Source organism: Seohaeicola zhoushanensis (assembly GCF_014656415.1).
Classification (GTDB): Bacteria; Pseudomonadota; Alphaproteobacteria; order Rhodobacterales; family Rhodobacteraceae; genus Seohaeicola_A; species Seohaeicola_A zhoushanensis.
The window spans coordinates 783,184-809,019 of record NZ_BNCJ01000001.1 but is presented as its reverse complement, the minus strand read 5'-3'; the positions used below and the strand labels follow the sequence as shown (position 1 = coordinate 809,019).

Sequence of the window (25,836 nt, the reverse complement as noted above, 5' to 3'; positions counted from 1 at the left end):
CAGTTACGCTCCGAGTTCTCCTCCCCGGCCAATCTCTCGTCTCGCAATGCGATACATCGTTCTCTGAGACGGAACATACTTGTGCGATGTTCAATCTGTCAAGTATTCTGTGTTCACGGCGATCAGCGGATCCTGTTAAGACGAACCCACCGGAGGATTGACCAGTGACATCAGAGAGTTCAGACAGGTCGGACACGATCCAGAGCGTCGCAATGGCGCTGCAGGTGCTCGAAACCCTGGCCAATGCGAATGGCGACATGGGGGTGACCGCGCTGGCCTCTGCCCTCGGCACGACCAAGAGCCGAATCCACCGGCATCTGCGGAACCTGGTCGCCCTCGGCTACATCTCGCAGTCGGAACAGACCGAGCGCTACCGTATCGGCGCGCGCCTCATCGCGCTTGGCCGCGCCGCGTCCGGCTCGGCCGATTTCACCTCGGTCGCGATGCCGCACATGCGGACGCTGCGGGACGTCACGGGGCAGGCCGTCAGCCTGGGCCAGGTCGAGAAAAACGGGATCCGGATCCTCAATACCCTGAACGGCACGATGCAGATCGAGGTCGGCGTTAGACCGGGTTCGCTGCTGCGCTTTCACAATTCCGCCCAGGGCAAGGTCGCGCTGGCGTCGATGCCGGCCGAACGCCGCGAAGCGTTGATCCCCGACCCGATCGTGCCCTCGACGGAATTCACCATCACCGACAGGGCAGCCCTCGCCCGCCACATTTCCGAGGTTGCGGACCAGGGCTGGGCCACCGCGCCGAATGAGACCATGCTGGGCCTCAACGCCCTGGCCTGCCCGATCTTCAACGCCGATGGCGAGGCGGTCATCACGATCGCCATCGTCAGTCTGACCCAGTACATCGGCACGCCCCCCGATCCGGCGCAGATCGAGGCCGTCCGCACCGCCGCCGCCCATATCTCGGCCGAACTCGGCTACGCGGCCTGACCATTCCCCAGGACCTGGGTCGCGAACTTGCCCGGCAAGTTCGTCTTGACATGTCGGTTGCCAAAAAATAGCTCTATGAGTGTTCCGCTTGTCAGAACATCGGATCGCAATGCGATACATATGCATGTGCAAAGGCCCGGGGAGGACCAACCATGACGACCATCCAGACAATTGCGCTCGAGCAGTCCGACCGGATCGGCGAGATCCTGAAAGGCGCCGTCGACCCGCATGTGCACTCCGGTCCATCCATGGCGCCGCGCGCGATCGACCATCTCGACCTGGCGCGGATGTATTCCGATGCCGGCTTCGCCGCGATGGTGTCGAAGGACCACGACTATTCCGGCGTCATCTGTGCCAAGCTGATCACCGATCATCACCCCGAGCTTGCGACCAGGATCTTTTCCGGCATCGTGCTGAACAACGTGGTGGGCGGCATCAACCCCTACGCGGTCGAGCACACCGCCGCCTGCGGCGGCAAGATCGTCTGGCTGCCGACCCTCGCCGCCGAGAATCACCTCGAATGGGAAAAGAACTCCGGCTGGCAGCACCCGGCATCGACCCAGAAGATGCGGCACGCATCGCCGGTACCGCTTTTCGAAGACGGCAAGCTGCGGCCCGAAGTGCTCGACCTGCTCGACGTCGTGGCGGCAACCGGCATGGCGCTCGCCAGCGGGCACATCCACGTCTCCGAGACCAAGATCGTCTTCCGCGAAGCCCGCAACCGCGGGGTCGAGCGGCTGATCTTCACCCACCCCGAGGACATCGTCGGCGCTTCGATGGACGATACCAGGGAGATCGCGTACATGGGCGCATATGTCGAGCACTCGCTGGCCTTCTTCCTCGAAGGATCGAAATTCCGCACCCGTTCCAACGAGGACCTGAAGGCCTTCATCGACCTCGTTGGCGCCGAACGCACCATCCTCTGCTCAGACCTCGGCCAGGTCGGGACGCTGAACCCGCTGGAGGGCTTTCAGCTCGGAGTTGCGACCTGCCTCTCGCTGGGCTGCACCGAGAACGAGATCCGCGCGATGGTCGCCACCAATGCGGCCGACGTCATCGGCCTGTCGGACTGAGGCCCGACCATGACCCAGACACTCAGAGCCCGCATCCGCGCCGGGGATTTGCTGATCGGAACGTTCGTCAAGACGCCCGCACCGCATGTCGTCGAAATCCTGGGCCACGCCGGCCTGGACTTTGCCGTCATCGACCAAGAACACGCCCCAATCGACCTCAGCCAGATGGACATGATGGCCATGGCCGGGCGCGCGGTTGGCCTGCCCCTGCTGTCCCGCCGCTGGGGCAAGGAGCGCGACTGGATCGCCCCCCTGCTCGACCTCGGGCTGACCGGGGTCATGGTCCCGCACGTCATGAACAAGCCCGACGCCGAAGCCGTTTGCGACGCGATCCGCTTCGCCCGCCGCAAGCGTGGCCTCTCTCCCTCGCCTCGCGCGGGGAACTACGGCGGCATGTCGATCCCGGACTACCGTGAGGCCTCCGATGCCGCCGGCATTGCCGTCGTACAGATCGAGGACGCCAGCGCCCTCGACCAACTCGACCAGATCGCGTCCATCCCCGACGTCGACATGATGTTCATCGGCCCGGCCGACCTGTCGCAATCCATGAGCGTCGCTTTCCCCTCCCCGGACCTCGACGCCGCAATCGAACGGATCATCGAGGCAGGCAAGCGCAACGGAATGGCGGTGGGTCTCTTTGTCGGCGATGCGGCCCAGGTGCCCGTGTGGCACGCCAGGGGCGTTACGGTGTTCGTCTGTGGCTCCGACCAGGCAATGCTGCGCAAGGCGGCGATCCAGATGATGGATCAGGGACAATCGGCAGCGGCTCAGAAGGAAATCGTTCGAACATGATACTTCTTTGCTGTTCGTGGAGGGTTTCCGAAAGTGGGCGCAACGAGAGTTGCAGCCGTTCAGAACAGCGATGCGGACCAGTAGCTCAGCGACCTGACGGTCGAATTCTCGCGCAATGAGCCTTTCGCCCAGAAGCTTCAGACAATGCTTCTTCGATCCAGGCGCTCTGCGGTTGCTGCGTTGTGGTAAGGATCTTTACCAGTTTGCGTAGGTTCTAGGCGGTCGCGACGAGGAGGAGTTCGTCACTTGCGCTGCATTCCAGCATTTCAGGGGGATTCATTGATACATCGAATAGGACAATAGCCGGCCCCCGCTCCTTCCCCCCGCTCTACAGAGGAAGGCCCTTCGCTTTCAGGTTCGTATCCACGCGATGCCTTTTTTTCGGGGGCCAGCCGCTTCCCCGCAGGCTTCTCACCTGCCCCGCATGGACTGAGCACAGTCCAAGCAGTCCCCGATACGCCGATCGCACATTGGTGATCGGTGTCCGGTGGGTTCCGTTGTCGCGTTTCTGCGCCGGACCAGAAGGGGTCGCGTCGGCGCGGGATGGGGTAGTCCCCGAACCATCGTTCCCTATTGGAGGCCGGTAAGGGAACACACCGTGGTCGCCACTTTTTCCAGATCGTTCGCCAGGGAAAGCAGCAAGTGTAAACCAGGCAGAACGGAGTCGGGCAGAAGCCCTTCTCGGCCTGGAACGTCCAATTTTGCGACTCTTCGGACTAAGTGTATTGATCTCCAAATTTTGGTGTGAGTCAGCTTACCAAAGCGAGATTGAGCGCAACATCAGCTGGCCCGAAGCGACGGAGCCCTCAAGTCGCGCAGGCGGTTCGGGCCAGCATCTTTTCTGGCGCTGCGATTGTTCTTGGTTGCTTTTCTGCCGCCGACGATTGGTGCAACATGCGAGTCTTGGCGGGCGGTCGACGCCCGCACTCTTCTCAGCATGGCCCAGCGGTGAACAGGAGACCCGCCGCTCGAGAATAGTGTGCAACGCCAATCACGAGTACTATTTGGAGAAGATTACGGTGACGACCCGTGAAGCTGGAAATTCCGATGATCTAGGCTTCGATGAGCCTGTAGAAGACTACTCGATCTATCTTCATAAGGATGGCCTCAGACCGCATGGCACACCGCCTTGGCGGCTTGGCAACTACGGTGAGACAGGCGCCCTTTCAGAGGGCATGAACGCTCACCTGTGTGCCGCTTTCGACTTTGATGAAGATATCGTGCGGCGACTGTCCGTTGAGCTGGGCCACTGCCTAAACAACGATGACGACGTTTTGGTCAACCTGTTCGAAGTTAACCGATTAGAAGCGATCAAGCGTGCGCAACCCACCCTCAAACGGCTGAAACGATTTGCCAAAGCGCAGGCCATTTCGCCCGCAAGACTTCGAGATCACTTGACCGGACTGTCCACACAGTTTGCTCCCACACCCGAAGTCGCGTCGCTGTTGCCGGAACTCATAGCCGAGTTGGATGGAGCCGAGGCCATCGCACCGGGCATCGTGGCCGCAATCGACCTAATCCTTGAGACACCTGGCTCTGCTGCCGACATGTCACCGCTCGACAAACGCGCGACTCGAGACAAGCGTCGGCAGTACATCGTGGAAACATGCTGCTATGCATGGCAGGACGCTGGTAGGAGGGTTACCTACACCACGGTTTCCGATGGCAGCAAGGTCGGACAACGGCATGGGAAGTTGTTAGAGTTCATCCAAGCCGTTGCGATGATGGTCACAGCGCCGAGCACGGAACTGAATGGTGAGACGGTCCGTAAAGACATAGACCGCTTCACCAATGATCCGAAAGACAATGTCGAAGACTGGGGACCGCCAGAATTCGGCAACCAATACTAGAAATTGCAGAGAGCCTGAAGTTGCGTAGCGGAGTTGGCCGGTGAGGGCTTCATGCTGCCAACACAAAAAGAGGTGGATAAAAGGGTGGATGAATGCCGGAGGTCACCCATTTAAGTTACTGAATTGAAAGAAAATTTTCTGGTTTTGTGGTGCCCAGGAGAGGACTCGAACCTCCACGACCGTTAAGCCACTGGTACCTGAAACCAGCGCGTCTACCAATTCCGCCACCTGGGCACAGGCTGCGTGGAGGGGCGTGTAACTCTGGCGCGGGGGGCTGTCAACGGGGGTCGTGAAGAAAGATTTGAGAAGCATGTAGTTGCCGTTGCGGCAGCCTTGTTGAAGGTAGCGACAAAGCGACGGACTGCCGCCTTGTCGTTGGCCTCTGTCGGGGCTAATGAGGGATCGGACCGGTCCGGAGGCTTATTCATGTCGAAACTCGTCACCATCTACGGCGGCTCTGGCTTCGTCGGGCGCTATGTGGCGCGGCGGATGGCCAAGGAGGGCTGGCGCGTCCGCGTCGCCGTCCGCCGTCCGAACGAAGCGATATTCGTACGCCCCTACGGCGTGGTCGGCCAGGTCGAGCCGGTGTTCTGCAACATCCGCGACGATGCCTCGGTTGCCGCCGCGATGGCGGGGGCGGATGCGGTGGTGAACTGCGTCGGCATCCTGAACGAATCCGGCGCCAATACCTTCGAGGCCGTGCAGCACGAGGGCGCCGGGCGTATCGCCCGCATCGCAGCGGCCCAGAGCGTGGCGCAGATGGTGCACCTCTCGGCCATCGGCGCCGATCCCGAGGCCGCCAGCGAATACGGCCGCACCAAGGCGGCCGGCGAGGCCGCGGTGCTGGAGCATTTCCCGAGTGCCGTGATCCTGCGCCCCTCGATCATCTTCGGGCCCGAAGACGGCTTCTTCAACCGTTTCGCCGGCATGGCGCGGCTTGGCCCGATCCTGCCGGTCGTTTCCGGCGGCACCCTGTTCCAGCCGGTCTACGTCGATGACGTGGCCCAGGCCGCGGTGAAGGGCATCAAGGGCGAGGCCGCTCCGGGTGTCTACGAACTCGGCGGGCCGGAAGTGCTGAGCTTCCACAAGCTGATGGAGCAGATGCTGCAGGTGATCCACCGCCGCCGCGTCCTGCTGCCGCTGCCGCATTTCGTCGCCGCCATCATCGCCTTTGCCTTCGACTGCCTGCAGGGCGTGACCATGGGGCTGGTGAGCAATGGCGTACTGACCCGCGACCAGCTGAAATCGCTGGGTCGCGACAATGTCGTGGCGCCGGGCGCCAGGGGCCTGTCCGAGTTGGGCATCCTGCCCGCGGCGCTGGAATCGGTGCTGCCGGACTACCTATGGCGGTTCCGCCCGTCGGGGCAGTACGACGCGATCAAGGATTCGGCCCGCAATCTGCGCAAGATCGGCTGAGCCTTGACTGAACATACCCTGCTGGTCGCATTGGTCCTCGGCCTGATCGAGGGCCTGACCGAGTTCATCCCGGTCTCTTCCACCGGCCACCTGCTGCTCGCCGGCCATTTCCTTGGCTTCGAGAGCGCGGGCAAGACCTTCGAGGTGGTGATCCAGCTGGGCGCCGTGCTGGCGATCCTCACCGTCTATTCAGCCAAGCTGATCGGCGTTTTCTCCGCCGCCCCGCACGATCCGGCGGCGCGGCGGTTCATCCTCTCGGTGCTGATCGCCTTTCTGCCGGCCGTGGTGATCGGGGTGCTGGCGCATGACTTCATCAAGACCGTCCTGTTCGAGACCCCCCGGCTGATCGCGCTGATGCTGCTGCTGGGCGGATTCATACTGCTTGCGGTCGACCGTATTTCCCCGCCGCCCCGGCACGAGGACGCCATGAAGTTGCCGCTCGGCACGGCGCTGGCGATCGGAGTGATCCAGTGCCTGGCGATGATTCCCGGCGTCTCGCGCAGCGGTGCTACGATCGTCGGCGCCCGCCTGCTGGGCACGGGACGGCGCGCCGCCGCCGAGTTCTCGTTCTTCCTGTCGATGCCGACGATGGCCGGCGCCTTTGCCTATGATTTGTACAAGACGCGGCACATGCTCGATGCAAGCGCTGTAAACGAGATCATCGTCGGCTTTGTCGCCGCCTTCGTGGCCGCCGTGCTCGTCGTGCGCTGGCTGCTGGACTATGTTTCCCGCAACGGCTTCGCGGTCTTCGGCTGGTGGCGAATCATTGTCGGCGGGGTGGCTTTGGTGGCACTTTCGCTCACCTGACCACGCGTTAGGTAACTTATACTGACCTAAAAATTGATACACGAGTGAATTTCTTTCCCCAGCGGCCTCCGTTTTGCCCATTTAGGTCAGCATTGCTGACTTTTAATTTCTCCAGCCCCGTTCTAGTAAGGCGCACCGTGCGGTACCGAAGAAGGGATGGCCAGATGGCAAAGGAACGGATGCTGAAATTCGTGGCTCTGGGTCGCGAGATGCCTGCGAAGCGTCCGGCCGAGGAGCGGTCGCACGATTTCCACGAGATCTACGCCGAATTCGCCAAGGCCAAGGCCGAGGAGCAGGCGAGCCGCTGCAGCCAGTGCGGCGTGCCCTATTGCCAGAGCCACTGCCCGCTGCAGAACAACATCCCGGACTGGCTGCGCCTGACCGCGAGCGGACGGTTGCAGGAAGCCTACGAGATCAGCCAGGCGACCAACACCTTCCCCGAGATCTGCGGACGGATCTGCCCGCAGGACCGGCTGTGCGAGGGCAACTGCGTTATCGAGCAGTCGGGGCATGGCACCGTGACCATCGGCTCGGTCGAGAAATACATCACCGACACCGCCTGGGAGAATGGCTGGGTCAAGCCGGCGGCGCCGGCGCGTGAGCGCAAGGAAAGTGTCGGGATCATCGGCGCGGGCCCCGGCGGGCTGGCGGCGGCGGACATGCTGCGGCGGGCGGGCGTGCAGGTCACGGTCTATGACCGCTATGACCGCGCCGGCGGGCTGCTGACCTATGGCATCCCCGGCTTCAAGCTCGAGAAGGACGTGGTGACGCGGCGCAATGACCAGCTCGTGGCGGGCGGCGTGACCTTCAAGCTGAACTGCGACGTGGGCGTCGACATCTCCTTCGCCGACATCCGGGCGGCGCATGATGCGGTGATCATCGCAACCGGCGTCTACAAGTCGCGCGACCTGGGGGGACCCGGCAGCGGGTCGGCCGGGATCGAGCGGGCGATCGACTATCTCACCGCCTCGAACCGCAAGAGCTTTGGCGATGCGGTGGCCGAGTTCGACTCGGGGCAGATGGATGCCAAGGGCAAGCGGGTGGTGGTGATCGGCGGCGGTGACACGGCGATGGACTGCGTGCGGACCGCGATCCGGCAGGGCGCGACCAGCGTGAAGTGCCTCTATCGCCGGGACCGGGCCAACATGCCGGGGAGCCAGCGCGAGGTTCAGAACGCCGAGGAAGAGGGCGTGGTCTTTGAATGGCTGTCGGCGCCGAAGGGCTTCACCGACAAGGGTGGCCGCGTCAGCGGCGTGATGGTTCAGAAGATGCGGCTGGGCAAGCCGGATGCGAGCGGGCGGCAGGCACCGGAGGTGATCGAGGGGGCCGACTATGTCGAGGAGGCCGACCTGGTGATCAAGGCGCTGGGGTTCGAGCCGGAAGAGCTGCCGACGCTCTGGGGCGAGCCGGGGCTGACGGTGACCCGCTGGGGCACGGTGCGGGCCGAGTTCACCTCCGGGCGGACCGATCTGCCGGGGGTCTACGCGGTGGGCGATATCGTTCGCGGGGCCTCGCTGGTGGTCTGGGCGATCCGGGACGGACGCGACTGCGCGGCGGCGATTCTGAAGGATTTCGCGGCCCCGAAAGCGGTCGCCGCGGAGTGATTTTGGGGTGTCCTAGCTAGGACACTTCGTAACTCGCTGAAAACAAACACCGATTCCGGGGAGTGGATTCGGGACACCTGAAAACCCCAGCCGGTGCGCCGGCCATCGAGACGGAGGAAGGGAGCCATGATACGCACTCTGACGCTGACCGCGACGGCCTTGGTGGCGCTGGCGGGGCTGGCCGCCAGTGCGCAGGCCAGCGCCCAGCCCTATGCCGGTCAGCAGAGCCGCGAGATCGCGGCGCTGTCGGCACAGGACGTGGAAGACCTGCTCGCCGGGCGCGGCTGGGGCCTGGCAAAGCCGGCCGAGCTGAACGGCTATCCCGGTCCGGCGCATGTTCTGGAACTCGCCGACGACCTGGACCTCGACCCCGCCCAGCGCGCGGCGATCAAGGCCATTTTCGACGCCATGCAGGCCGAGGCCAAGCGCCTTGGCTCCGAGTTCGTCGATGTCGAGGCCCGGCTGAACGCCGCCTTCGCCGAGGGCGCCATCGACACCGCCCGGCTGACTGCGCTGACCGCCGAGGCGGGCCGCATCCGTGGCGAGTTGCGCGCGGTGCACCTCGCCGCCCACCTCGACGTCAAGCCGTTGCTGACCCACCACCAGATCATGACCTATCAGCGCTTGCGCGGATATGACGATGGCCACGCCGGCCACGGAATGCACGGCCATGACTGAGCGGAGCGGAGGATGCCTGTGCGGCGCGGTGAGATTCACCCTGCGCGACGCGCCGGAGAGCTTCGGCGCCTGTCATTGCACGATCTGCCAGCGGATCAGCGGCGGGGTGAACCTGTCTTTCAACGTCGAGGCCGCGCAGATCGAGATCACCGGGCTGGATGCGGTGCGCAGCTATCGCTCGTCCGAATGGGCCGAGCGCAGCTTCTGCGGCACCTGCGGCGCGAACCTGTGGTATCGTTCGGTGACGCCTTCGGATGCGCCGCACGGCTATTCCATCGCCTTCGGTGCGCTCGACGACAAGAGCGGCATGGTCTTCGCCAAGGAGATCTGCGTCGAGACCAAGCCGGCCGCCTATGCCTTTGCCGGCACGCATCCGCGTCTGACCAGCGAGGAGGCCTTTGCATGAGCACGCGAACCGGACAATGCATGTGCGGCGCGGTGACGTTCACCGCGAAGGACGTGCCCGCGACCTATGGCGCCTGCCACTGCGAGATGTGCCGCCGCTGGACCGGCTCGGCGCTGCTGGCCGTTTCGGTGCCAGCCGCCGGGATCACCTGGACCGGCGAGGCGCATATCAAGGCGCTGCATTCCTCGGATTGGGCCGAGCGGGCCTGGTGCCAGCGCTGCGGGTCGGGGCTGTATTACCACGTGACCGCCGAAGGGCCGATGTCGGAGCACTACGAGATTCCGGTCGGGCTGTTCGACGATGCCAGCGGCATGGAGCTGGTGAGCGAGATCTACATCGACCACAAGATGCCCGGCTGGGCCATTGCGGGCGATCACAAGCGGCTGACGCGCAAGGAGATCCTGGCCAAGTTCGGAATCCCGGAGGATGGGCCGTGAGCGCGCTTCAGCATGGACGCTGCCTTTGCGGCGCGGTGACCATCGAGGCGGTGCTGGCCCCGGAGATGGGCGCCTGCTTCTGCGACATGTGCACCCGCTGGAGCGGGTCGGCTATGATCGGCGTGGATGCCGAGGCCGAGACGGTCACGGTCCGGGGGCCGGTGAAGACCTATCGCTCGTCCCCCTTTGCCGAGCGCGCCTGGTGCGACACCTGCGGATCGAACCTGTGGATCCGCGATGACGGCAAGCAATACGAACTGATGCCGGGCCTGTTCCCCAATGCCGGCGGCGCGCGGCTGACCCATGTGGTCTATGCCGACCGTGCGCCGGAGGGATGGAACTATGCCGGCGAGATCACGCGCATCAGCGCAACAGACTACGAAAAAGCCAACCCGTTCGTTTCCGAAGGAGACATGCCATGACCAAATACGATGAAGCCTGGGTTCTCGAGGAAGAGACCAAGCGCAAGTGGATGGCCGAGAACGGGCTGTATCGCGAAGAGGAGGAGCATTCCTCCTGCGGCGTTGGTCTTGTCGTTTCGGTCGATGGCAAGGCGAGCCGGTCTGTCGTCGAGTCGGGCATCAAGGCGCTGAAGGCGATCTGGCACCGTGGCGCCGTTGACGCCGACGGCAAGACGGGCGACGGCGCGGGCATTCACGTGCAGATCCCGGTCCCCTTCTTCTATGACCAGATCCGCCGCACCGGCCACGAGCCGAAGATGGACCAGCTGATTGCCGTCGGTCAGGTCTTCCTGCCGCGCACCAACTTCGCCGCGCAGGAAACCTGCCGGACCATCGTGGAAACCGAAGTGCTGCGCATGGGCTATTACATCTATGGCTGGCGCCACGTGCCGGTGGATGTGACCTGCCTGGGCGAAAAGGCCAATGCGACGCGCCCCGAGATCGAGCAGATCCTGATCTCGAACTCGAAGGGCGTCGACGAAGAGACCTTCGAGCGCGAGCTTTACGTGATCCGCCGCCGGATCGAGAAGGCGGCGATTGCCGAGGGCATCGCGGGCATGTATCTCGCCTCGCTGTCCTGCCGGTCGATCATCTACAAGGGCATGATGCTGGCCGAGCAGGTCGCCGTCTTCTATCCCGACCTGATGGACGAGCGGTTTGAATCGGCCTTTGCGATCTATCACCAGCGCTATTCGACCAACACGTTCCCGCAGTGGTGGCTGGCCCAGCCGTTCCGGATGCTGGCGCATAACGGCGAGATCAACACGCTGAAGGGCAACGTCAACTGGATGAAGTCGCACGAGATCCGCATGGCCTCGGGCACGTTCGGGGACATGGCCGAGGACATCAAGCCGATCATCCCCGGCGGGTCGTCGGATTCGGCGGCGCTGGACGCGGTGTTCGAGGTGCTGGTGCGCGCGGGCCGGTCGGCCCCGATGGCCAAGACCATGCTGGTGCCGGAGAGCTGGTCGAAGCAGGCGGTGGAACTGCCGCAGGCCTGGCGCGACATGTATTCCTACTGCAACTCGGTGATGGAGCCCTGGGACGGACCGGCGGCGCTGGCGATGACCGACGGGCGCTGGGTCTGCGCCGGGCTTGACCGGAACGGTCTGCGGCCGATGCGCTATGTCGTCACCGGCGACGGGCTGCTGATCGCGGGTTCGGAAGCCGGCATGGTGCCGGTCAACGAAACGACCGTGGTCGAGAAAGGCGCGCTTGGCCCCGGCCAGATGATCGCCGTGGACATGAAGCGCGGGCAGCTGTTCCACGACACCGAGATCAAGGACCAGCTGGCGGCGAACCAGCCGTTCGGCGAGTGGGTCGGCAAGATCAACGACGCCGACGAGGTGCTGGCGGGCGTGTCCGAGAAGGCGCTGTTCAGCGGCAAGGAGCTGCGGCAGCGGCAGATCGCGGCCGGCTATACCATCGAGGAGCTGGAGCAGATCCTGGCGCCGATGGCCGAGGACGGCAAGGAAGCGTTGGCCTCGATGGGCGATGACACGCCCTCGGCCGTGCTGTCCAAGCAGTATCGCCCGCTGAGCCACTTCTTCCGGCAGAACTTCAGCCAGGTGACCAACCCGCCGATCGACTCGTTGCGGGAATTCCGGGTGATGAGCCTGAAGACGCGCTTCGGCAACCTCAAGAACGTGCTGGACGAGGATTCGAGCCAGACCGAGATCGTCGTGCTGGAAAGCCCCTTCGTGGGCAACGCGCAGTTCGAGGCGCTGATCGGGCAGTTCAACGCGCCCTTCACCGAGATCGACTGCACCTTTGAACCGGGCGAACGCTCGTTGCAGAAGGGGCTGGCGCGGATCCGCTCGGAAGCCGAGGACGCGGTGCGTTCGGGGGCCGGGCATATCGTGCTGACCGACCAGCATTCGGGGCCGGGCAAGGTGGCGATGCCGATGATCCTGGCGACCTCCGCGGTGCACAGCCACCTGACGCGGCAGGGTCTGCGGACCTTCTGCTCGCTTTCGGTGCGGACGGCGGAATGCATCGACGCGCATTACTTCGCGGTGCTGATCGCCTGCGGCGCGACGGTGGTGAACCCCTACCTGGCCGAGGATTCGATTGCCGACCGGATCGAGCGCGGGCTGCTGGACGGGCCGCTGACCGAGGCGATGGCGCGCTATCGCAATGCGATCGACCAGGGGCTGCTGAAGATCATGGCGAAGATGGGGATCTCGGTGATCTCCTCCTATCGCGGCGGTCTGAACTTCGAGGCGGTGGGCCTGTCCCGCGCCATGTGCGCCGAGTATTTCCCCGGCATGACCAGCCGGATCTCGGGCATCGGGGTGAGCGGCATCCAGCACAAGGCCGAGGAAGTGCATGCCAAGGGCTGGGAATCCGGCCTGGACGTGCTGCCGATCGGCGGGTTCTACAAGGCCCGGGCCAGCGGGGAGACCCACGCCTGGGAAGCCACCTCGATGCACATGCTGCAGACGGCCTGCTCGACCGGCAGCTTCCAGATGTGGAAGCAGTATTCGGCCAAGATGCAGAGCAATCCGCCGATCCACCTGCGCGATCTGCTGGACATCAAGCCGCTGGGGCCTGCCGTTCCGATTGAAGAGGTCGAGAGCATCACCTCGATCCGCAAGCGGTTCGTGACGCCGGGCATGTCGCTCGGGGCACTCAGCCCCGAGGCGCACAAGACGCTGAACGTGGCGATGAACCGGATCGGCGCCAAGTCCGACTCGGGTGAGGGTGGCGAGGATCCGGCGCACTTCCTGCCGGAGCCGAACGGCGACAACCCCTCGGCCAAGATCAAGCAGGTGGCCTCGGGGCGTTTCGGCGTCACCGCCGAATACCTGAACCAGTGCGAGGAACTGGAGATCAAGGTTGCGCAGGGTGCCAAGCCAGGCGAGGGTGGCCAGCTGCCGGGGATGAAGGTCACCGACCTGATCGCCCGTCTGCGCCATTCGACCAAGGGCGTCACGCTGATCTCGCCGCCGCCGCACCATGACATCTACTCGATCGAAGACCTCGCGCAGCTGATCTACGACCTCAAGCAGATCAACCCGCGCGCCAAGGTGACGGTCAAGCTGGTGGCAAGCTCGGGCGTGGGCACCATCGCGGCGGGCGTGGCGAAGGCCAAGGCCGACGTCATCCTGATCTCGGGCCACAATGGCGGCACCGGGGCCTCGCCGGCGACCTCGATCAAATATGCGGGTCTGCCGTGGGAGATGGGCCTGACCGAGGCGCATCAGGTGCTGGCGATGAACAAGCTGCGCGAGCGGGTGACGCTGCGCACCGACGGTGGCCTGCGCACCGGGCGCGACATCGTCATGGCGGCGATGATGGGCGCCGAGGAGTTCGGGATCGGCACCGCCGCCCTGATCGCCATGGGCTGCATCATGGTGCGCCAGTGCCAGAGCAACACCTGCCCCGTGGGCGTCTGCACGCAGGACCCTGCCCTGCGCCAGAAGTTCACCGGCAATGCCGACAAGGTGGTGAACCTCATCACCTTTTACGCCCAAGAAGTGCGCGAGCTGCTGGCGGCCATCGGTGCGCGCAGCATCGACGACGTCATCGGCCGGGCCGACCTGCTGGCGCAGGTCAGCCGGGGGTCGGCGCATCTGGACGATCTCGACCTCAACCCGCTGCTGATCACGGTCAGCGGCGCGTCGGATATCGTCTATGACCGCGACAAGCCGCGCAACCCGGTGCCCGACACACTGGACGCCGAGATCGTGCGCGACGCGGCGCGGTTCCTGAAGGACGGCGAGAAGATGCAGCTTTCCTACGCGGTGCAGAACACGCACCGCACGGTGGGCACCCGCACGTCGAGCCTGATCGTGCAGAACTTCGGGATGCGCAACGCCTTCCAGTCGGACCACCTGACGGTCAAGCTGCAGGGGTCGGCCGGCCAGTCGCTGGGCGCCTTCGCGGCCCCCGGCCTGAAGCTGGAAGTCAGCGGCGATGCCAACGACTATGTCGGCAAGGGCCTGTCGGGCGGCATCATCGTGGTGCGTCCGCCGATGTCGAGCCCGCTGGAAGCCAGCGAGAACACCATCATCGGCAACACCGTGCTTTACGGCGCGACCGACGGCTATCTCTTCGCCGCCGGCCGGGCGGGCGAGCGTTTCGCTGTCCGCAACTCGGGCGCGAAGGTGGTGATCGAGGGCTGTGGGTCGAACGGCTGCGAATACATGACCGGCGGTGTCGCCGTGATCCTGGGCGAGATCGGCGCGAACTTTGGCGCCGGCATGACCGGGGGCATGGCCTATCTCTATGACCCCGCAGGCCAGGCGCAGACGCTGATGAACATGGAGACCCTGGTGGTTTGCCCGGTGACGGTCGAGCACTGGGAGAACCAGCTCAAGGACCTGATCGAGCGCCACCTGAAGGAGACCGGCAGCCGCCGCGCCGCCGATATCCTCCAGCACTGGGAGATCGAGCGGAAGAACTTCGTCCAGGTCTGCCCGAAGGAGATGCTGATCCATCTCGCCGCTCCGCTGAGCGTCGAAGGCACGGCGATCCCGGCGGAGTAACCAAAAAGAAGACAATCCCGCGCAATTTCAAAAGATTGCGCGGGATTTGCCCCAAAAGGGACACAGATTGCGGGTGTTGTCGGCGTGTGACCTCGTCACCCCGCGCAGCCACGAGGCGCACGGGTCCTTGGTGGGAATCCGGCTGCCTTGTCTACACTTTCCATGATGGCCCAGGATGTGAACGGCGACCCGGCCCAGTTGGGTGGCACGATCAACATCGTCACGGGCGGCGCATCGCAGCTGACATTCATCGAGACCGACCAGCCGAACGCGTCGATGGAGTGGTCGGACTATGTCTCGCTGGATGGCGGCACCACCAAGCTGACCTATGAATTCCTCGGTTACGGCGACGTTCGGGGCGACGCGCAGCAACATGCCGGGTTCATCCGGGTGCATATGCCGAACGGCGAGGCCCGGACCTTTGCCATCGACATGAACGCCGATGGCGACAACACCGCCGACCTGACGAACGGCAATACCAAGCTGACGGTCAATGACCTGACCAAGCCTTCGGCGCCGGTCTATGCCGAGCCGGCCTGTTTCACCACCGGGACGCTGATCGAGACCGCGCGGGGCGAGGTCGCGGTCGAGGATCTGCGTGCCGGCGACATGGTGCGGACGATGGACCACGGGTTGCAGCCGCTGCGCGCGGTACTGTCCGAAACGATGCTCGCCGAGGGTGCGCTGGCGCCGATCCGCTTCGAGGCGGGGGCGCTGGGGAATGCCCGGCCGCTGCTGGTCTCGCCGCAGCACCGGATGCTGATCGCCGACTGGCGCGCGGACCTGTTCTTTGGCGACAGCGAGGTTTTCGTGGCGGCCAAGCACCTGGTGAACGACATCACGGTGCGGCGGGTTCCGGGGGGACGGGTGACCTATTGGCACCTGGTCTTCGACCGCCACGAGGTGGTCTTCTCGGAAGGCGTCCCCAGCGAGAGCCACCTGCCGGACGAACCTGAACTGGCGGCGCGGTTCCCTCAGATGGTGCAGGCGGCGCGGACTCAGATCCGCGCGCGCGACGCCCTGCTGGTGGCGGTCTGAGCGCTAACGCCTGGCGTAGGCGCGCGGGGTTTCGCCCAGCATCCTGCGGAACATGGTGGTGAAGGCGGCCGGGCTGTCATAGCCGAGGTCGAGCGCCACGGTGGTCACCTTCTCTCCCTCGATCAGGCGCGGCAGCGCGGCGAAGACGCAGGCCTGCTGGCGCCAGTGATCCAGGCTGAGGCCTGTCTCGGTGCGGAAGTGGCGCGACAGGCTGCGCCGGCTCATGCCCGCGCGGGTGGCCCAGTCGTCGAGCGAGGCGCGGGCGTCGGGCGCGGCGATGAAGGCGCGGCAGAGGCGGAGCAGGCGCGGTTCGACCGGCAGCGGCAGGGCCAGGGGCTGTTCCGGCAGGCGCGGGATCTCGGTCAGCAGCAGCTCGGCGACGAGGCGGTCGCGGAAGGCCTCCTCGGGACGGTTGGCCATGCCCACCGCCTCGACCAGCAGGGCGCGGACCAGTGGGGTCATGCCGAGCACGCGCGGGCTGTCCTGCGCGGCGATGTCGCCGGGGCGGACATAGACCGAACGCATCCGGACCGCGCCCAGCATCTCGACCCAATGGGTGCAGCCCGCCGGAATCCAGAGCGCGTGTTCGGGCGGCACGATCCAGTGGCCGGCGGGGGTGGAGACCATCAGCACGCCGGAAAGCCCGTGCATCAGCTGGTGGCGGTCGTGGCTGTGCGGCGGCACCTGGGTGCCGGCGGGGTAGTCGGTTCCGGCGGCGAAGATGGCACCCTGCGCTTCGGCGATGGCGCGCATGTTGGCGGCGATGGTGGAGGTGACGTCGTGACTCATCTTTGGCCCGATCACGAAGATAATTGACCAAACCACGAAAGCACGCGATCCGCAAGCGGGGTATCCCGTCGCGGAAGGAGACTGCCATGACCGACGCCACCCTGCCCTCGCACCGGGCCGATACCACCACCTATGCGATCCTGCTGTCGATCAGCCTGTGCCACATGCTGAACGACGTTATGCAGTCGCTGCTGGCGGCGATCTACCCGATGCTGAAGGACGAGTTCACGCTGGATTTCTGGCAGATCGGCCTGCTGACCTTCTGCTTCCAGGTCACCGCCTCGCTGTTGCAGCCGGTGGTCGGCATCGTCACCGACCGCAAGTCGCTGCCCTATTCGCTGCCGGTCGGCATGGGGTCGACGATGTTCGGGCTGGTGCTGCTCTCATCGGCGCAGAGCTACCCGATGCTGATCCTGGGCGCGGCGATGATCGGCGTCGGCTCGGCGGTGTTCCACCCCGAGGCGAGCCGGGTGGCGCGGTCAGCCTCGGGCGGGAAGTTCGGGCTGGCGCAGTCGGTGTTCCAGGTCGGGGGCAACTTCGGCTCGGCCGCCGGCCCGCTGCTGGCCGCCTTCGTGGTGGTGCCCTTCGGGCGCGGCAGTGTCGGCTGGTTCGCGTTGATGGCGCTGACCGGGATGCTGATCCTCACGCTGATCAGCCGCTGGCACGTGCAGGCGCAGGCCGCGGCGCGCAAGCGGCCGGCCAAGCCGGCGCCGCAGCTGGAGCGGCGCAAGGTGGTGCTGGCGCTGACCATCCTGGTCACGCTGATCTTCTCGAAGCATGTCTACATGGCCTCGATGGGCAGCTATTACACCTTCTTCCTGATCGACCGCTTCGGCCTCTCGACCGAGGAATCGCAGCAGATGCTGTTCCTCTTCCTCGCCGCCGCCGCCTTCGGCACGGTGATCGGCGGGCCGGTGGGCGACCGGATCGGGCGGCGGACGGTGATCTGGGTCTCGATCCTGGGCGTGCTGCCCTTCACCCTGCTGCTGCCCTATGCCAGCCTGTTCTGGACCGGCGTGCTGAGCGTCATCATCGGCGTCATCCTCGCCTCGGCCTTCCCGGCCATCGTGGTCTTTGGCCAGGAGCTGCTGCCGGGCCGCGTCGGCATGGTCGCCGGGCTGTTCTTCGGCCTTGCCTTCGGCATCGGCGGGATCGGCGCGGCGGCGCTGGGGGTGCTGGCGGATATCGAGGGCATCTCCTTCGTCTTCGGCCTCTGCGCCTTCCTGCCCGCGCTCGGCGTGCTGACGGTGCTGTTGCCGAGCCGCCGCGACATGCTGGGCTAGGGCTGCGGCGGCGCGCTTTTGGGGATGCCGCCGCCGGCGCGCGCCGATAGACTGCGCGCATGGCGAAAGGCACGAAGACCAGGGGCAAGCGGACCGCGAAGACCGCGAGGAAGGAGCTGTCGCCGGGGCAGCGGCTGGTGCGGCTGTTCCTGCGCGCCGGGCTGGGCCTGGTCGGTTTCGCCGTGCTGCTGGTGGCGCTGTTCAGCGTGGTGAACCCGCCGACCACCCATACCATCTGGAGCGAGGGCTGGCGGCTGGGCGGGGTCGATCACGACTGGGTCGCGCTGGAAGACATCGCGCCCGAGATGGCGCGGTCGGTGGTTGCCGCCGAGGACGCCAATTTCTGCAATCACTGGGGCTTTGACGTGCAGGCGATCCGCGCCGCCATCGAGGATGGCGGCAACCGGGGCGCCTCGACCATCAGCCAGCAGGTAGTGAAGAACGTCTTTCTCTGGCAGGGGCGCAGCTGGTTCCGCAAGGCGCTGGAAACCGCGATGACCCCGCTTGTCGAGGCGCTGTGGAGCAAGCGGCGGATCGTCGAGGTCTATCTCAACGTGGCCGAAATGGGCGAAGGCGTCTTCGGTGTCGGTGCGGCGGCGGAGGTCTTCTTCAAGACCACGCCCGACAAGCTGAGCGCGCAGCAGGCGGCGCTGATCGCCGCCGCCCTGCCCTCGCCCAAGACCCGATCGCCCGCGAAACCGACCGCCGCCATGAAGAAACGCGCCGCCCAGATCCGCGACGGCGCGGCCACCATCCGCGCAGATGGCCGCGCGGGCTGTTTCGAGGATTGATAATTCCGCCCGCGCTTGGCATTGCTGATGGACCCTATCCTGACATGAACGCACCCATGGCCCGCCTGTTTCACGTTCCCCTCTCCCCGTTCTGCCGCAAGGTCCGTCTGAGCCTGGCCGAGAAGAAGATCGAGGTGGAGCTGGTGGAGGAACGCTATTGGGAGGCGGACCCGGATTTCCTGCGGCGCAACCCGGCGGCCAAGGTGCCGGTGCTTCGGCTGGACGGCAAGCTGATGGCCGAGAGCGCGGCGATCTGCGAATACCTGGAAGAGACCCGGCCCGAGCCGCCGCTGATGCCGAAGGACCCGGAGGGCCGCTTCGAGGTGCGCCGGCTGATCGGCTGGTTCGACGACAAGTTCCACCACGAGGTGACGGCCAAGCTGCTGTACGAGCGGGTCAACAAGAAGGTGATGAAGACGGGATACCCGGACAGCCGCAACGTCAAGGACGGGGCCAAGGCGATCAAGTATCACCTCGATTACATGACCTGGCTGCTGGATCACCGCCGCTGGCTGGCCGGGGACAACATGACGCTGGCCGATTTCGCCGCCGCCGCGCATCTGTCTTCGCTCGACTATATCTCGGATGTGGACTGGAACCGCTCGGCCGCGGTGAAGGACTGGTATGCGAAGATCAAGTCGCGGCCCGCCTTCCGGTCGATCCTGGCGGACCAGATCCCGGGCTTCCGCCCGCCGCCGCATTATGCCGACCTCGATTTCTGATCCGTGGCGGAGCCGGGGGGCTGTCTGCCACCCATCGCCTGCGGCGATTCCCCCCGAGGATATTTCCCGCAAGAGGAAGCCATGGACGCGCTGAAGGAGCGTCTGGTGGCGCGGGCGCTGGAGGAGGGCTTTGTCGCCTGCCGCATCTGCCGGCCCGGGGACATTCCCGAGGTGGCGGGGCGGCTGGAGCAGTTCCTGGAGGCCGGCCGGCACGGGCAGATGGGCTGGATGGCCGAGCGCAGCCATTGGCGCGGCAATCCGGCGGCGCTCTGGCCCGAGGCGCGGTCGGTCGTGATGCTGGCCGAGAGCTATACGCCCGAACATGACCCGCTGGAGGTGCTGGGCCGGCCCGACCGGGCGGCGATCTCGGTCTATGCGCAGGGCAAGGATTACCACGACCTGGTGAAGAAGCGGCTGAAGCGGCTAGCGCGCTGGTTGATCGAGGCTGCGAAGCCGTTGGCGTCGCCGGAAGTCAAGGTGTTCGTCGACACGGCGCCGGTGGCCGAGAAGCCGCTGGGACAGGCGGCTGGGCTGGGCTGGCAGGGCAAGCATACCAACCTGGTCAGCCGGGACTGGGGCAACTGGGCCTTCCTGGGCGCGATCTTCACCACGCTGGAGCTGCCGGTGGATGCGGCGGAGCGGGATCATTGCGGTTCGTGCCGGGCCTGCCTGGACGCCTGCCCCACGGAGGCCTTTCCGGCGCCCTACCAGCTCGACGCGCGGCGGTGCATTTCCTACCTGACCATCGAACACCGGGGGCCGGTGGAGGAGGAGCTGCGGGCGCGGATGGGCAACCGGATCTATGGCTGCGACGATTGCCTGGCGGTCTGTCCCTGGAACAAGTTCGCGGTGGCGGCGCGGGATATCGGCTATGCCGCGCGCCCCGGACTGGTGGCGCCCGAACTGGCGGAACTGGCGGCGCTGGACGATGCGGCCTTCCGGGCGCGGTTCGCAGGCTCGCCGATCAAGCGGATCGGGCGCGACCGTTTCGTGCGGAATGTGCTTTATGCGATCGGCAATTCGGGCGAGCCTGCGCTGCGCGCGGTGGCCGCGCGGCTGGTCGGGGACCCGGACGAGGCGGTGGCGGATGCCGCCCGCTGGGCGGTGGAGCGGTTGGAGTAACACATGGCGATCCTCCTGGGCGTGGATACCGGCGGCACCTATACTGATGCGGTGCTGCTGCGGGACGAGACCGAGGTGATCGCCTCGGCCAAGGCGCTGACCACGCGGCATGACCTCGCCATCGGGGTTGGCGGCGCGGTGCGGGCGGTGCTGGAGCAGTCGGGCGTGTTGCCGGGCGAGATCGCGCTGGCCTCGCTCTCGACCACGCTGGCCACCAATGCGCTGGTCGAGGGCCAGGGCGGGCGTGTGGCGCTGGTCTATGTCGGGTTTGCCGAGGGCGACCTCGAGGCGCATGGGCTGACCGAGGTGCTGCGCGGCGACCCGAGCCTGGTGCTGGCGGGCGGGCACAACCATGCGGGCGCCGAGGCGGTGGCGCTGGATCTCGATGCGCTCGACGCCTTTCTCGAGGCGCAGGCGGGCAAGGTTTCGGCCTTTGCGGTCGCGGCGCTCTTTGCCACGCGCAACCCGGCGCATGAGCTGGCGGTGGCGGAGCGGATCCGCGCCCGCACGGCGGCGCCGGTGACCTGTTCGCACCAGCTCTCGGCGCGGCTGAACGGGCCGAAGCGGGCGCTGACGGCGGTGCTGAACGCGCGGCTGGTGGGGATGATCGACCGGCTGATCGGGCGGGCGCAGGACACGCTGGTCGACCTGGGGATCGGTGCGCCGATGATGGTGGTGCGCGGCGATGGGGCGATGATGTCGGCCGAGCAGGCGCGGATGCGGCCGATCGAGACGATCCTGTCCGGCCCGGCGGCCTCGCTCGTCGGCGCGCGCTGGCTGACCGGGGCCGAGACCGCGATGGTCAGCGACATCGGCGGCACTACCACCGACGTGGCGATGCTGAAGGACGGGCGCCCCGCGATCGACCCGGCGGGCGCGCAGGTCGGGGGCATGCGCACCATGGTCGAGGCTGTGGCGATGCGCACCACCGGCCTGGGCGGCGACAGCCAGATCCAGGTGAACGCCGAGGGGCTGGCGGGCGGTATTCGCCTTGGTCCGCGCCGGGTCGTGCCGGTCTCGCTGATCGCCATGGAGGCGCCAGACGTGGTACATCGCGCGCTCGACGCGCAGCTGCGCGCGCCGGTGGTGGGCGAGCATGACACCCGTTTCCTGCGCGCCGTGCCGGGGGTGGCGCGGGACGGGCTGGGCGCACGCGAGATCGCCCTGCTGGAACGGATCGGCGAGGGCGTGCACCCGCTGGGCGAGGTGTTGAAGAACCGGATGGAACAGGGCGCGCTGGGGCGGCTGGTCGACCGGGGCATCGTGCAGATGGCCGGGCCGACGCCTTCGGATGCGAGCCATGTGCTGGGGCGGCTCGACGACTGGGACAGCGAGGCCGCCCGCAAGGCGATGGAGCAGCTGGCGCGGCGGCGCACCGGGTCGGGCAACCGGCTGGCGGCGGACGCGGAAAGCATGGCGCGGATCGTCATCGACCAGCTGACCGAACAGACGGTGCAGGCCCTGTTAGAGACTGCTTTTGCCGAGGAGGCCGAGCCCTTCGAGACCGCGCCCGAACTGCTGGCGAAGGCCGAACTGATCCGCCGCGGGCTGGCCGGGCACCGCGGGATCGTCGCGCTGGACGCGGGGCTGAACGTCGACGTGATCGGGCTGGGCGCCTCGGCGGCGAGCTATTACCCGGCGGTGGGCGAGCGGCTGCGCTGCCGGATGGTGCTGCCGCAACACGCCGGGGTTGCCAATGCCATTGGCGCGGTGGTGGGGCGGGTGACGATGCGCCGGAGCGGCACGGTGACCTCGCCCACCGAGGGGCGCTACAGGGTCTATCTTGCCGCCGGGCCGCAGGATCTGAACAGCGCCGAGGCCGCGCTTGCGCTGCTGGAGGCGGAGCTGCGCGCCGAGGCGGAGGCCGAGGCGCTGGCGGCGGGGGCCGAGGGGCTGCAGGTGGTGGCGCATCGCGACGTCAAATCGGCGCGCACCGAGGCGCGCGAGGTCTTCATCGAGGCCACCGTCACCGTCGAGGCGAGCGGGCGGCCCAGGGTCGCGGTGGGCTGAGGGCCGCGCCCCTGCCCGGCGTCCACGCCCTGGCCCGGCTGTAGCTGTTCGGGGGCTTTGCCCCCGCCGCGCGGAGCGCGCGGCCCCCCCAGAGGTATTTGGAAAGAAGAGAAATCAGGAGCGCGGCGTCAGTGTTGCAGCACCTCGACCCCGAGCACGGTGGGGAGGTGGCGGGCGATTTCCTCCCAGCTCTCGCCCTCGTCGAGGCTGGCGAAAATGCTGCCGGTATTGGTGCCGAAGTAGAGACCGGCCGGGGTGGCGCGGTCGATCGCCATGGCCTGGCGCAGCACGGTGAAGAAGCAGGTCTTCTGCGGCAGGCCGGCGCGCTTGGCTTCCCAGCTCTGGCCGCCGTCGGTGGTCTTCCAGACCGCGGCGCTGGCCTCGGGCGGGTAGCGCCCCTCGGTATCGCCGTTCAGGGGCAGCACCCAGGCGGTCTGGCCGTCGCGGGGATGCACGGCGATGGGGAAGCCGAAGGTGGAGGGCAGCCCCTCGGTGATGTCGTCCCAGCTGCGGCCGCCGTCGGCGGAGCGGAAGACGCCGTGGTGGTTCTGCTGGTAGAGCAGGTCGCCCTCGGGGGCGCGGGCGATGTTGTGGACGCAGTGCCCGGTCTCGCCGCCGCGCGGGGCGGCGGGGTGGTCATGGTGGGCATGGGCCTCGGCATTGGACATGCGATTGCGGCGTTCCCAGCTTTCGCCGCCGTCCTCGGAAGCGAAGACGCCGGAGGAGGAGATGCCGAGCCAGAGCTTCTTCGGGTCATCCGGGTCGGTGACGATGGAATGCAGCACGAGGCCGGCGGCGCCGGGGTTCCACGTGTCGCGGTCGGGGAAATTCGCCAGAGCCTCGGATTTCTCCCAGGTCACGCCGTCGTCGGTGCTGGCGAGCAGCTGCGCGGGGCGGGTGCCGGCGTAGAGCCTGCCGTGGGCGTGGTGCAGCGACCAGACGGAATCGGCGAGGCCGTCGAATTTCGTCTCCGTGGGCGTCCAGTTCATGAACCTGGCCATCTCGGGATCGTTCGCGGCCCATTCGTCGACCTGGCCCTTCGAGAGCTTGGCGAGCGTCCAGCTTGCGCCGCCGTCGGTGGAGCGCCAGACCCCTGCCCCGCTCCACGGGCCGCCGCCGCCGGCCCAGATGGTGCCGGTCTCGGGGTCGCCCAGGACGTGGTTGATGGGCCAGCCGTCGCAATGGGGGCCGCTGAGCGACCAGCCCTCGCGGCCCTTGCCGCTGAGCAGGAAGGCGCCCTTGGTGGTGCCGATCAGGATGGTGGTGGATTCGCGCATGTCAGGGTCTCCTCGGGGAGGAGGCTAGCAGCGCGGGGGGCGTCCGGCAATATTGGGTTGATATAAACTTATTCTTGCGCAAAAGCCGGCTCAGGGGCTGCGGCCCACCGCCAGGGTGCGGGTGTCGATGGCCCAGCGGGTGGGCACGCTGGGGCAGCAGCGAGGGTCGTTGGGCCCGGGCATGGTGGTGGTGATGTCGACCTGGCCCTCGGTGAAGAGCGGATCGCGCGGGTCCTGGCCGTAGACCGGGACCAGGCCGAGGAAGCGCCAGCCCTCGGCGTCGCGCTGGAACAGGCCGACGTTGAGCATGGTGGCGTTGCCGCCCTCGCGGTTCTCGAAATAGTGGAAGATGAGGCTGGAGTTGGCGACGCCGGGGTCGGGGTGGTTGGCGAAGAGGATCGGCGCGCCGTCGCCCGGGCGGACATCGAGGGTTTGCGCGGTGAGCGGGGAGAGGAAGGACCAGTCCTGGGCGGCGGCGGGGGTGGCGAGGGAGAGGAGGGCGAGGTGGAACGGAAACAAGACTTGCCGCATCATGATAGTGTTGTTGTCCGATATGCTGATACGAAATGTGGGACTACACTTCCAAGCAAACTTGGAACCGAACAGGTCACTTTATAGTTTTCATGCCCAAAGCTATAAAGCTCCACCCTCGAATCATGGAAAGTTTGGAAGTGCGCTACGCTGATTTTGAGAATAGCCCGTCAGGCACGCTCGTACCAACAGTGTATGGACAAAGAGCCTACGTTCCGAACCCCTTGCCACCGACAGTCGACCTTGGCGCGGTCATCGCACAGCTTGCCACGGCCATGGCCGCAATCGGCGAGCTCAAGGGCGCCTGCCACCTGCTGGCAAACCCCTTTATACTGATCCGCCCGCTACAGCGCCTGGAAGCGCAGACATCGTCGGCGATGGAAGGAACCCACACAACAGCAGACGCGCTTGTCATGGCGGAATCCGGCATCGACAAGGAACCGACCCTGGAAGCCGTGGAGGTCAACAACTACACGCGGGCCTTGTCCTGGGCGGTCGGGCAGCTGGACTCGCTACCCGTTTCGACAAGGTTGCTCAAGGGCGCCCATGCCAGGCTGCTGGCCGATGTCGGCAGGGATCGGGGCCAGGACAAGCAGCCCGGGGAATTTGCACGAGATCAGAACATGATCGGTGGAAGCTCGATCGAGACCGCGCGGTTCATACCGGCGCCGCCAACAGAGACGGCCGAGGCCATGAGTGCGCTGGAGAAATACATCAACCGGCAGGACAAGTCCGCCGCGCTTGCCCTGATCGACATGGCGATAGTTCACTACCAGTTCGAGACCATACATCCATTCGCCGACGGCAATGGCCGGGTTGGCCGGATGCTGATTTCACTGATGGCGATCAGCGAGGGACTCCTCGACCTGCCCGCGCTCTACATGAGTCCCGAGCTTGAAAGGAGGAAGGACACCTATATCGACCAGATGTATGACGTCTCGAGCAAGGGAACCTGGGAAAGCTATATCGCCTTCTTTCTCGATGTGGTTGCCGACAGCAGCAAACGTGCAACGGCCACCGTTCACCGCCTGCTTGATCTTCAGAAGAGCTATCATGCGACCGCGCGGGCAATTTCGCGCAGCAACAACATGAACACGGTTGTCGATATGCTCTTCGAGTCACCTGTCATACAGCCGCCCGACATCATCAAGCGGGTCGGCATAACCGATGCCGCCGCCCGCAACCTTTTGCGACAACTGACCGAAGCGGGGATATTGTTCGAGATGACAGACCGCTACCCGACGGTCTGGGTCGCGGGCGAGCTACTCGACGTTTCCCGCCCGCAGTAGCGCACGGCTCGCATTTCGGTTCGCGG

At 66.0% G+C, this 25,836-nt stretch carries 22 protein-coding genes, 1 tRNA gene and 1 pseudogene; 19 read left to right on the top strand and 5 right to left on the bottom strand.

Going from position 1 to position 25,836, the window contains the following annotated elements:
• The first annotated feature begins 212 nt into the window (after window positions 1–212).
• The 3 genes from IE266_RS03990 (at window position 213) to IE266_RS03980 (ending at window position 2,809) form a co-directional block, all read left to right on the top strand.
• Window positions 213–944 (top strand): IclR family transcriptional regulator, encoded by a 732-nt coding sequence (locus tag IE266_RS03990; RefSeq protein WP_189678727.1) that lies wholly within the window; start codon window positions 213–215, stop codon window positions 942–944.
• A gap of 152 nt (window positions 945–1,096) precedes the next feature.
• A complete protein-coding gene (locus IE266_RS03985; protein ID WP_189678726.1) occupies window positions 1,097–2,017 on the top strand; it encodes a DUF6282 family protein in 921 nt (306 codons plus the stop codon).
• Between the two features lie 9 nt (window positions 2,018–2,026).
• On the top strand, window positions 2,027–2,809 hold the full coding sequence (locus IE266_RS03980; RefSeq protein WP_189678725.1) for an HpcH/HpaI aldolase family protein: 783 nt from the start codon (window positions 2,027–2,029) through the stop codon (window positions 2,807–2,809).
• Window positions 2,810–2,863: 54 nt separating this feature from the next.
• Here IE266_RS03980 and IE266_RS03975 read toward each other — a convergent pair.
• Window positions 2,864–2,965, bottom strand: a pseudogene (locus tag IE266_RS03975) (IS5/IS1182 family transposase); the annotation flags it as partial.
• 848 nt (window positions 2,966–3,813) lie between these two features.
• Here IE266_RS03975 and IE266_RS03970 point away from each other — a divergent pair.
• Window positions 3,814–4,659 (top strand): hypothetical protein, encoded by an 846-nt coding sequence (locus tag IE266_RS03970; RefSeq protein WP_189678724.1) that lies wholly within the window; start codon window positions 3,814–3,816, stop codon window positions 4,657–4,659.
• A 147-nt stretch (window positions 4,660–4,806) separates the two neighbouring features.
• Here IE266_RS03970 and IE266_RS03965 read toward each other — a convergent pair.
• Window positions 4,807–4,893: transfer RNA gene (locus IE266_RS03965), tRNA-Leu, on the bottom strand.
• Window positions 4,894–5,085: 192 nt separating this feature from the next.
• Between IE266_RS03965 and IE266_RS03960 the strand changes: the two genes are divergently transcribed.
• The 9 genes from IE266_RS03960 (at window position 5,086) to IE266_RS03920 (ending at window position 15,996) form a co-directional block, all read left to right on the top strand.
• Entirely contained in the window at window positions 5,086–6,075 is a 990-nt protein-coding gene (locus tag IE266_RS03960; protein WP_189678723.1) for a complex I NDUFA9 subunit family protein, read from the top strand.
• Between the two features lie 3 nt (window positions 6,076–6,078).
• A complete protein-coding gene (locus IE266_RS03955) occupies window positions 6,079–6,882 on the top strand; it encodes an undecaprenyl-diphosphate phosphatase (protein ID WP_189678722.1) in 804 nt (267 codons plus the stop codon).
• Between the two features lie 164 nt (window positions 6,883–7,046).
• The gene (locus IE266_RS03950) at window positions 7,047–8,486 is read left to right on the top strand and encodes an NAD(P)-dependent oxidoreductase (RefSeq protein ID WP_189678721.1); all 1,440 of its coding nucleotides are present in this window, start codon (window positions 7,047–7,049) and stop codon (window positions 8,484–8,486) included.
• A 126-nt stretch (window positions 8,487–8,612) separates the two neighbouring features.
• Window positions 8,613–9,164 carry a Spy/CpxP family protein refolding chaperone gene (locus IE266_RS03945; RefSeq protein ID WP_189678720.1) on the top strand — a complete coding sequence of 184 codons (552 nt, stop codon included), beginning with the start codon at window positions 8,613–8,615 and terminating at the stop codon, window positions 9,162–9,164.
• Window positions 9,157–9,570 (top strand): GFA family protein, encoded by a 414-nt coding sequence (locus IE266_RS03940; RefSeq protein ID WP_189678719.1) that lies wholly within the window; start codon window positions 9,157–9,159, stop codon window positions 9,568–9,570. Before IE266_RS03945 ends, IE266_RS03940 begins: the two co-directional genes overlap by 8 nt.
• Window positions 9,567–10,007 carry a GFA family protein gene (locus IE266_RS03935; protein ID WP_229863879.1) on the top strand — a complete coding sequence of 147 codons (441 nt, stop codon included), beginning with the start codon at window positions 9,567–9,569 and terminating at the stop codon, window positions 10,005–10,007. The genes IE266_RS03940 and IE266_RS03935 overlap by 4 nt, the downstream gene beginning before the upstream one ends.
• Window positions 10,004–10,429, top strand: coding sequence for a GFA family protein (locus IE266_RS03930; RefSeq protein WP_229863878.1), 426 nt, complete (start codon window positions 10,004–10,006; stop codon window positions 10,427–10,429). The genes IE266_RS03935 and IE266_RS03930 overlap by 4 nt, the downstream gene beginning before the upstream one ends.
• Window positions 10,426–14,958 (top strand): glutamate synthase large subunit, encoded by a 4,533-nt coding sequence (gltB, locus tag IE266_RS03925; RefSeq protein WP_189678718.1) that lies wholly within the window; start codon window positions 10,426–10,428, stop codon window positions 14,956–14,958. The genes IE266_RS03930 and gltB overlap by 4 nt, the downstream gene beginning before the upstream one ends.
• Window positions 14,959–15,105: 147 nt before the next feature.
• Entirely contained in the window at window positions 15,106–15,996 is an 891-nt protein-coding gene (locus IE266_RS03920) for a Hint domain-containing protein (protein ID WP_189678717.1), read from the top strand.
• A gap of 3 nt (window positions 15,997–15,999) precedes the next feature.
• Here IE266_RS03920 and IE266_RS03915 read toward each other — a convergent pair whose 3' ends face one another.
• Window positions 16,000–16,785, bottom strand: a complete 786-nt coding sequence (locus IE266_RS03915; RefSeq protein ID WP_189678716.1) for an AraC family transcriptional regulator — start codon at window positions 16,783–16,785, stop codon at window positions 16,000–16,002.
• An 86-nt stretch (window positions 16,786–16,871) separates the two neighbouring features.
• On the opposite strand from IE266_RS03915, the gene IE266_RS03910 reads away from it, so the two are divergent.
• The 5 genes from IE266_RS03910 to IE266_RS03890 all read left to right on the top strand — a co-directional run bounded on the left by IE266_RS03910 (window position 16,872) and on the right by IE266_RS03890 (window position 22,713).
• Entirely contained in the window at window positions 16,872–18,068 is a 1,197-nt protein-coding gene (locus IE266_RS03910) for an MFS transporter (RefSeq protein ID WP_189678715.1), read from the top strand.
• 59 nt (window positions 18,069–18,127) lie between these two features.
• Window positions 18,128–18,859 (top strand): monofunctional biosynthetic peptidoglycan transglycosylase, encoded by a 732-nt coding sequence (mtgA, locus tag IE266_RS03905; protein WP_189678714.1) that lies wholly within the window; start codon window positions 18,128–18,130, stop codon window positions 18,857–18,859.
• A gap of 56 nt (window positions 18,860–18,915) precedes the next feature.
• Window positions 18,916–19,581, top strand: coding sequence for an FtsZ-binding protein FzlA (fzlA, locus tag IE266_RS03900; protein ID WP_189678772.1), 666 nt, complete (start codon window positions 18,916–18,918; stop codon window positions 19,579–19,581).
• Between the two features lie 81 nt (window positions 19,582–19,662).
• Window positions 19,663–20,703 (top strand): tRNA epoxyqueuosine(34) reductase QueG, encoded by a 1,041-nt coding sequence (gene queG / locus IE266_RS03895; protein ID WP_189678713.1) that lies wholly within the window; start codon window positions 19,663–19,665, stop codon window positions 20,701–20,703.
• A 3-nt stretch (window positions 20,704–20,706) separates the two neighbouring features.
• Window positions 20,707–22,713: a hydantoinase/oxoprolinase N-terminal domain-containing protein gene (locus IE266_RS03890; RefSeq protein WP_189678712.1), complete on the top strand. Its 2,007-nt coding sequence runs from the start codon at window positions 20,707–20,709 to the stop codon at window positions 22,711–22,713.
• 128 nt (window positions 22,714–22,841) lie between these two features.
• Here the strand turns inward: IE266_RS03890 and IE266_RS03885 are convergent, their stop codons facing one another.
• Together IE266_RS03885 and IE266_RS03880 are read right to left on the bottom strand one after the other, a co-directional pair.
• Entirely contained in the window at window positions 22,842–23,990 is a 1,149-nt protein-coding gene (locus IE266_RS03885; RefSeq protein WP_189678711.1) for a WD40/YVTN/BNR-like repeat-containing protein, read from the bottom strand.
• 90 nt (window positions 23,991–24,080) lie between these two features.
• Window positions 24,081–24,524: a hypothetical protein gene (locus tag IE266_RS03880; RefSeq protein ID WP_189678710.1), complete on the bottom strand. Its 444-nt coding sequence runs from the start codon at window positions 24,522–24,524 to the stop codon at window positions 24,081–24,083.
• Window positions 24,525–24,661: 137 nt separating this feature from the next.
• Here IE266_RS03880 and IE266_RS03875 point away from each other — a divergent pair, with 137 nt between their 5' ends.
• Complete coding sequence (locus IE266_RS03875) at window positions 24,662–25,810, top strand: Fic family protein (protein WP_189678709.1); 1,149 nt, start codon at window positions 24,662–24,664, stop codon at window positions 25,808–25,810.
• Window positions 25,811–25,836: the final 26 nt, after the last annotated feature.

What these genes read in the sequence shown, in the direction of transcription:
- IE266_RS03990 (WP_189678727.1), top strand. Translation starts at nt 213, where the DNA reads ATGGCGCTGCAGGTGCTCGAAACCCTGGCCAATGCGAATGGCGACATG.
- IE266_RS03985 (WP_189678726.1), top strand. Translation starts at nt 1,097, where the DNA reads ATGACGACCATCCAGACAATTGCGCTCGAGCAGTCCGACCGGATCGGC.
- IE266_RS03980 (WP_189678725.1), top strand. Translation starts at nt 2,027, where the DNA reads ATGACCCAGACACTCAGAGCCCGCATCCGCGCCGGGGATTTGCTGATC.
- IE266_RS03960 (WP_189678723.1), top strand. Translation starts at nt 5,086, where the DNA reads ATGTCGAAACTCGTCACCATCTACGGCGGCTCTGGCTTCGTCGGGCGC.
- IE266_RS03950 (WP_189678721.1), top strand. Translation starts at nt 7,047, where the DNA reads ATGGCAAAGGAACGGATGCTGAAATTCGTGGCTCTGGGTCGCGAGATG.
- IE266_RS03945 (WP_189678720.1), top strand. Translation starts at nt 8,613, where the DNA reads ATGATACGCACTCTGACGCTGACCGCGACGGCCTTGGTGGCGCTGGCG.
- IE266_RS03940 (WP_189678719.1), top strand. Translation starts at nt 9,157, where the DNA reads ATGACTGAGCGGAGCGGAGGATGCCTGTGCGGCGCGGTGAGATTCACC.
- IE266_RS03935 (WP_229863879.1), top strand. Translation starts at nt 9,567, where the DNA reads ATGAGCACGCGAACCGGACAATGCATGTGCGGCGCGGTGACGTTCACC.
- gltB (WP_189678718.1), top strand. Translation starts at nt 10,426, where the DNA reads ATGACCAAATACGATGAAGCCTGGGTTCTCGAGGAAGAGACCAAGCGC.
- IE266_RS03915 (WP_189678716.1), bottom strand. Translation starts at nt 16,785, where the DNA reads ATGAGTCACGACGTCACCTCCACCATCGCCGCCAACATGCGCGCCATC.
- IE266_RS03910 (WP_189678715.1), top strand. Translation starts at nt 16,872, where the DNA reads ATGACCGACGCCACCCTGCCCTCGCACCGGGCCGATACCACCACCTAT.
- mtgA (WP_189678714.1), top strand. Translation starts at nt 18,128, where the DNA reads ATGGCGAAAGGCACGAAGACCAGGGGCAAGCGGACCGCGAAGACCGCG.
- fzlA (WP_189678772.1), top strand. Translation starts at nt 18,916, where the DNA reads ATGGCCCGCCTGTTTCACGTTCCCCTCTCCCCGTTCTGCCGCAAGGTC.
- queG (WP_189678713.1), top strand. Translation starts at nt 19,663, where the DNA reads ATGGACGCGCTGAAGGAGCGTCTGGTGGCGCGGGCGCTGGAGGAGGGC.
- IE266_RS03890 (WP_189678712.1), top strand. Translation starts at nt 20,707, where the DNA reads ATGGCGATCCTCCTGGGCGTGGATACCGGCGGCACCTATACTGATGCG.
- IE266_RS03885 (WP_189678711.1), bottom strand. Translation starts at nt 23,990, where the DNA reads ATGCGCGAATCCACCACCATCCTGATCGGCACCACCAAGGGCGCCTTC.
- IE266_RS03880 (WP_189678710.1), bottom strand. Translation starts at nt 24,524, where the DNA reads ATGATGCGGCAAGTCTTGTTTCCGTTCCACCTCGCCCTCCTCTCCCTC.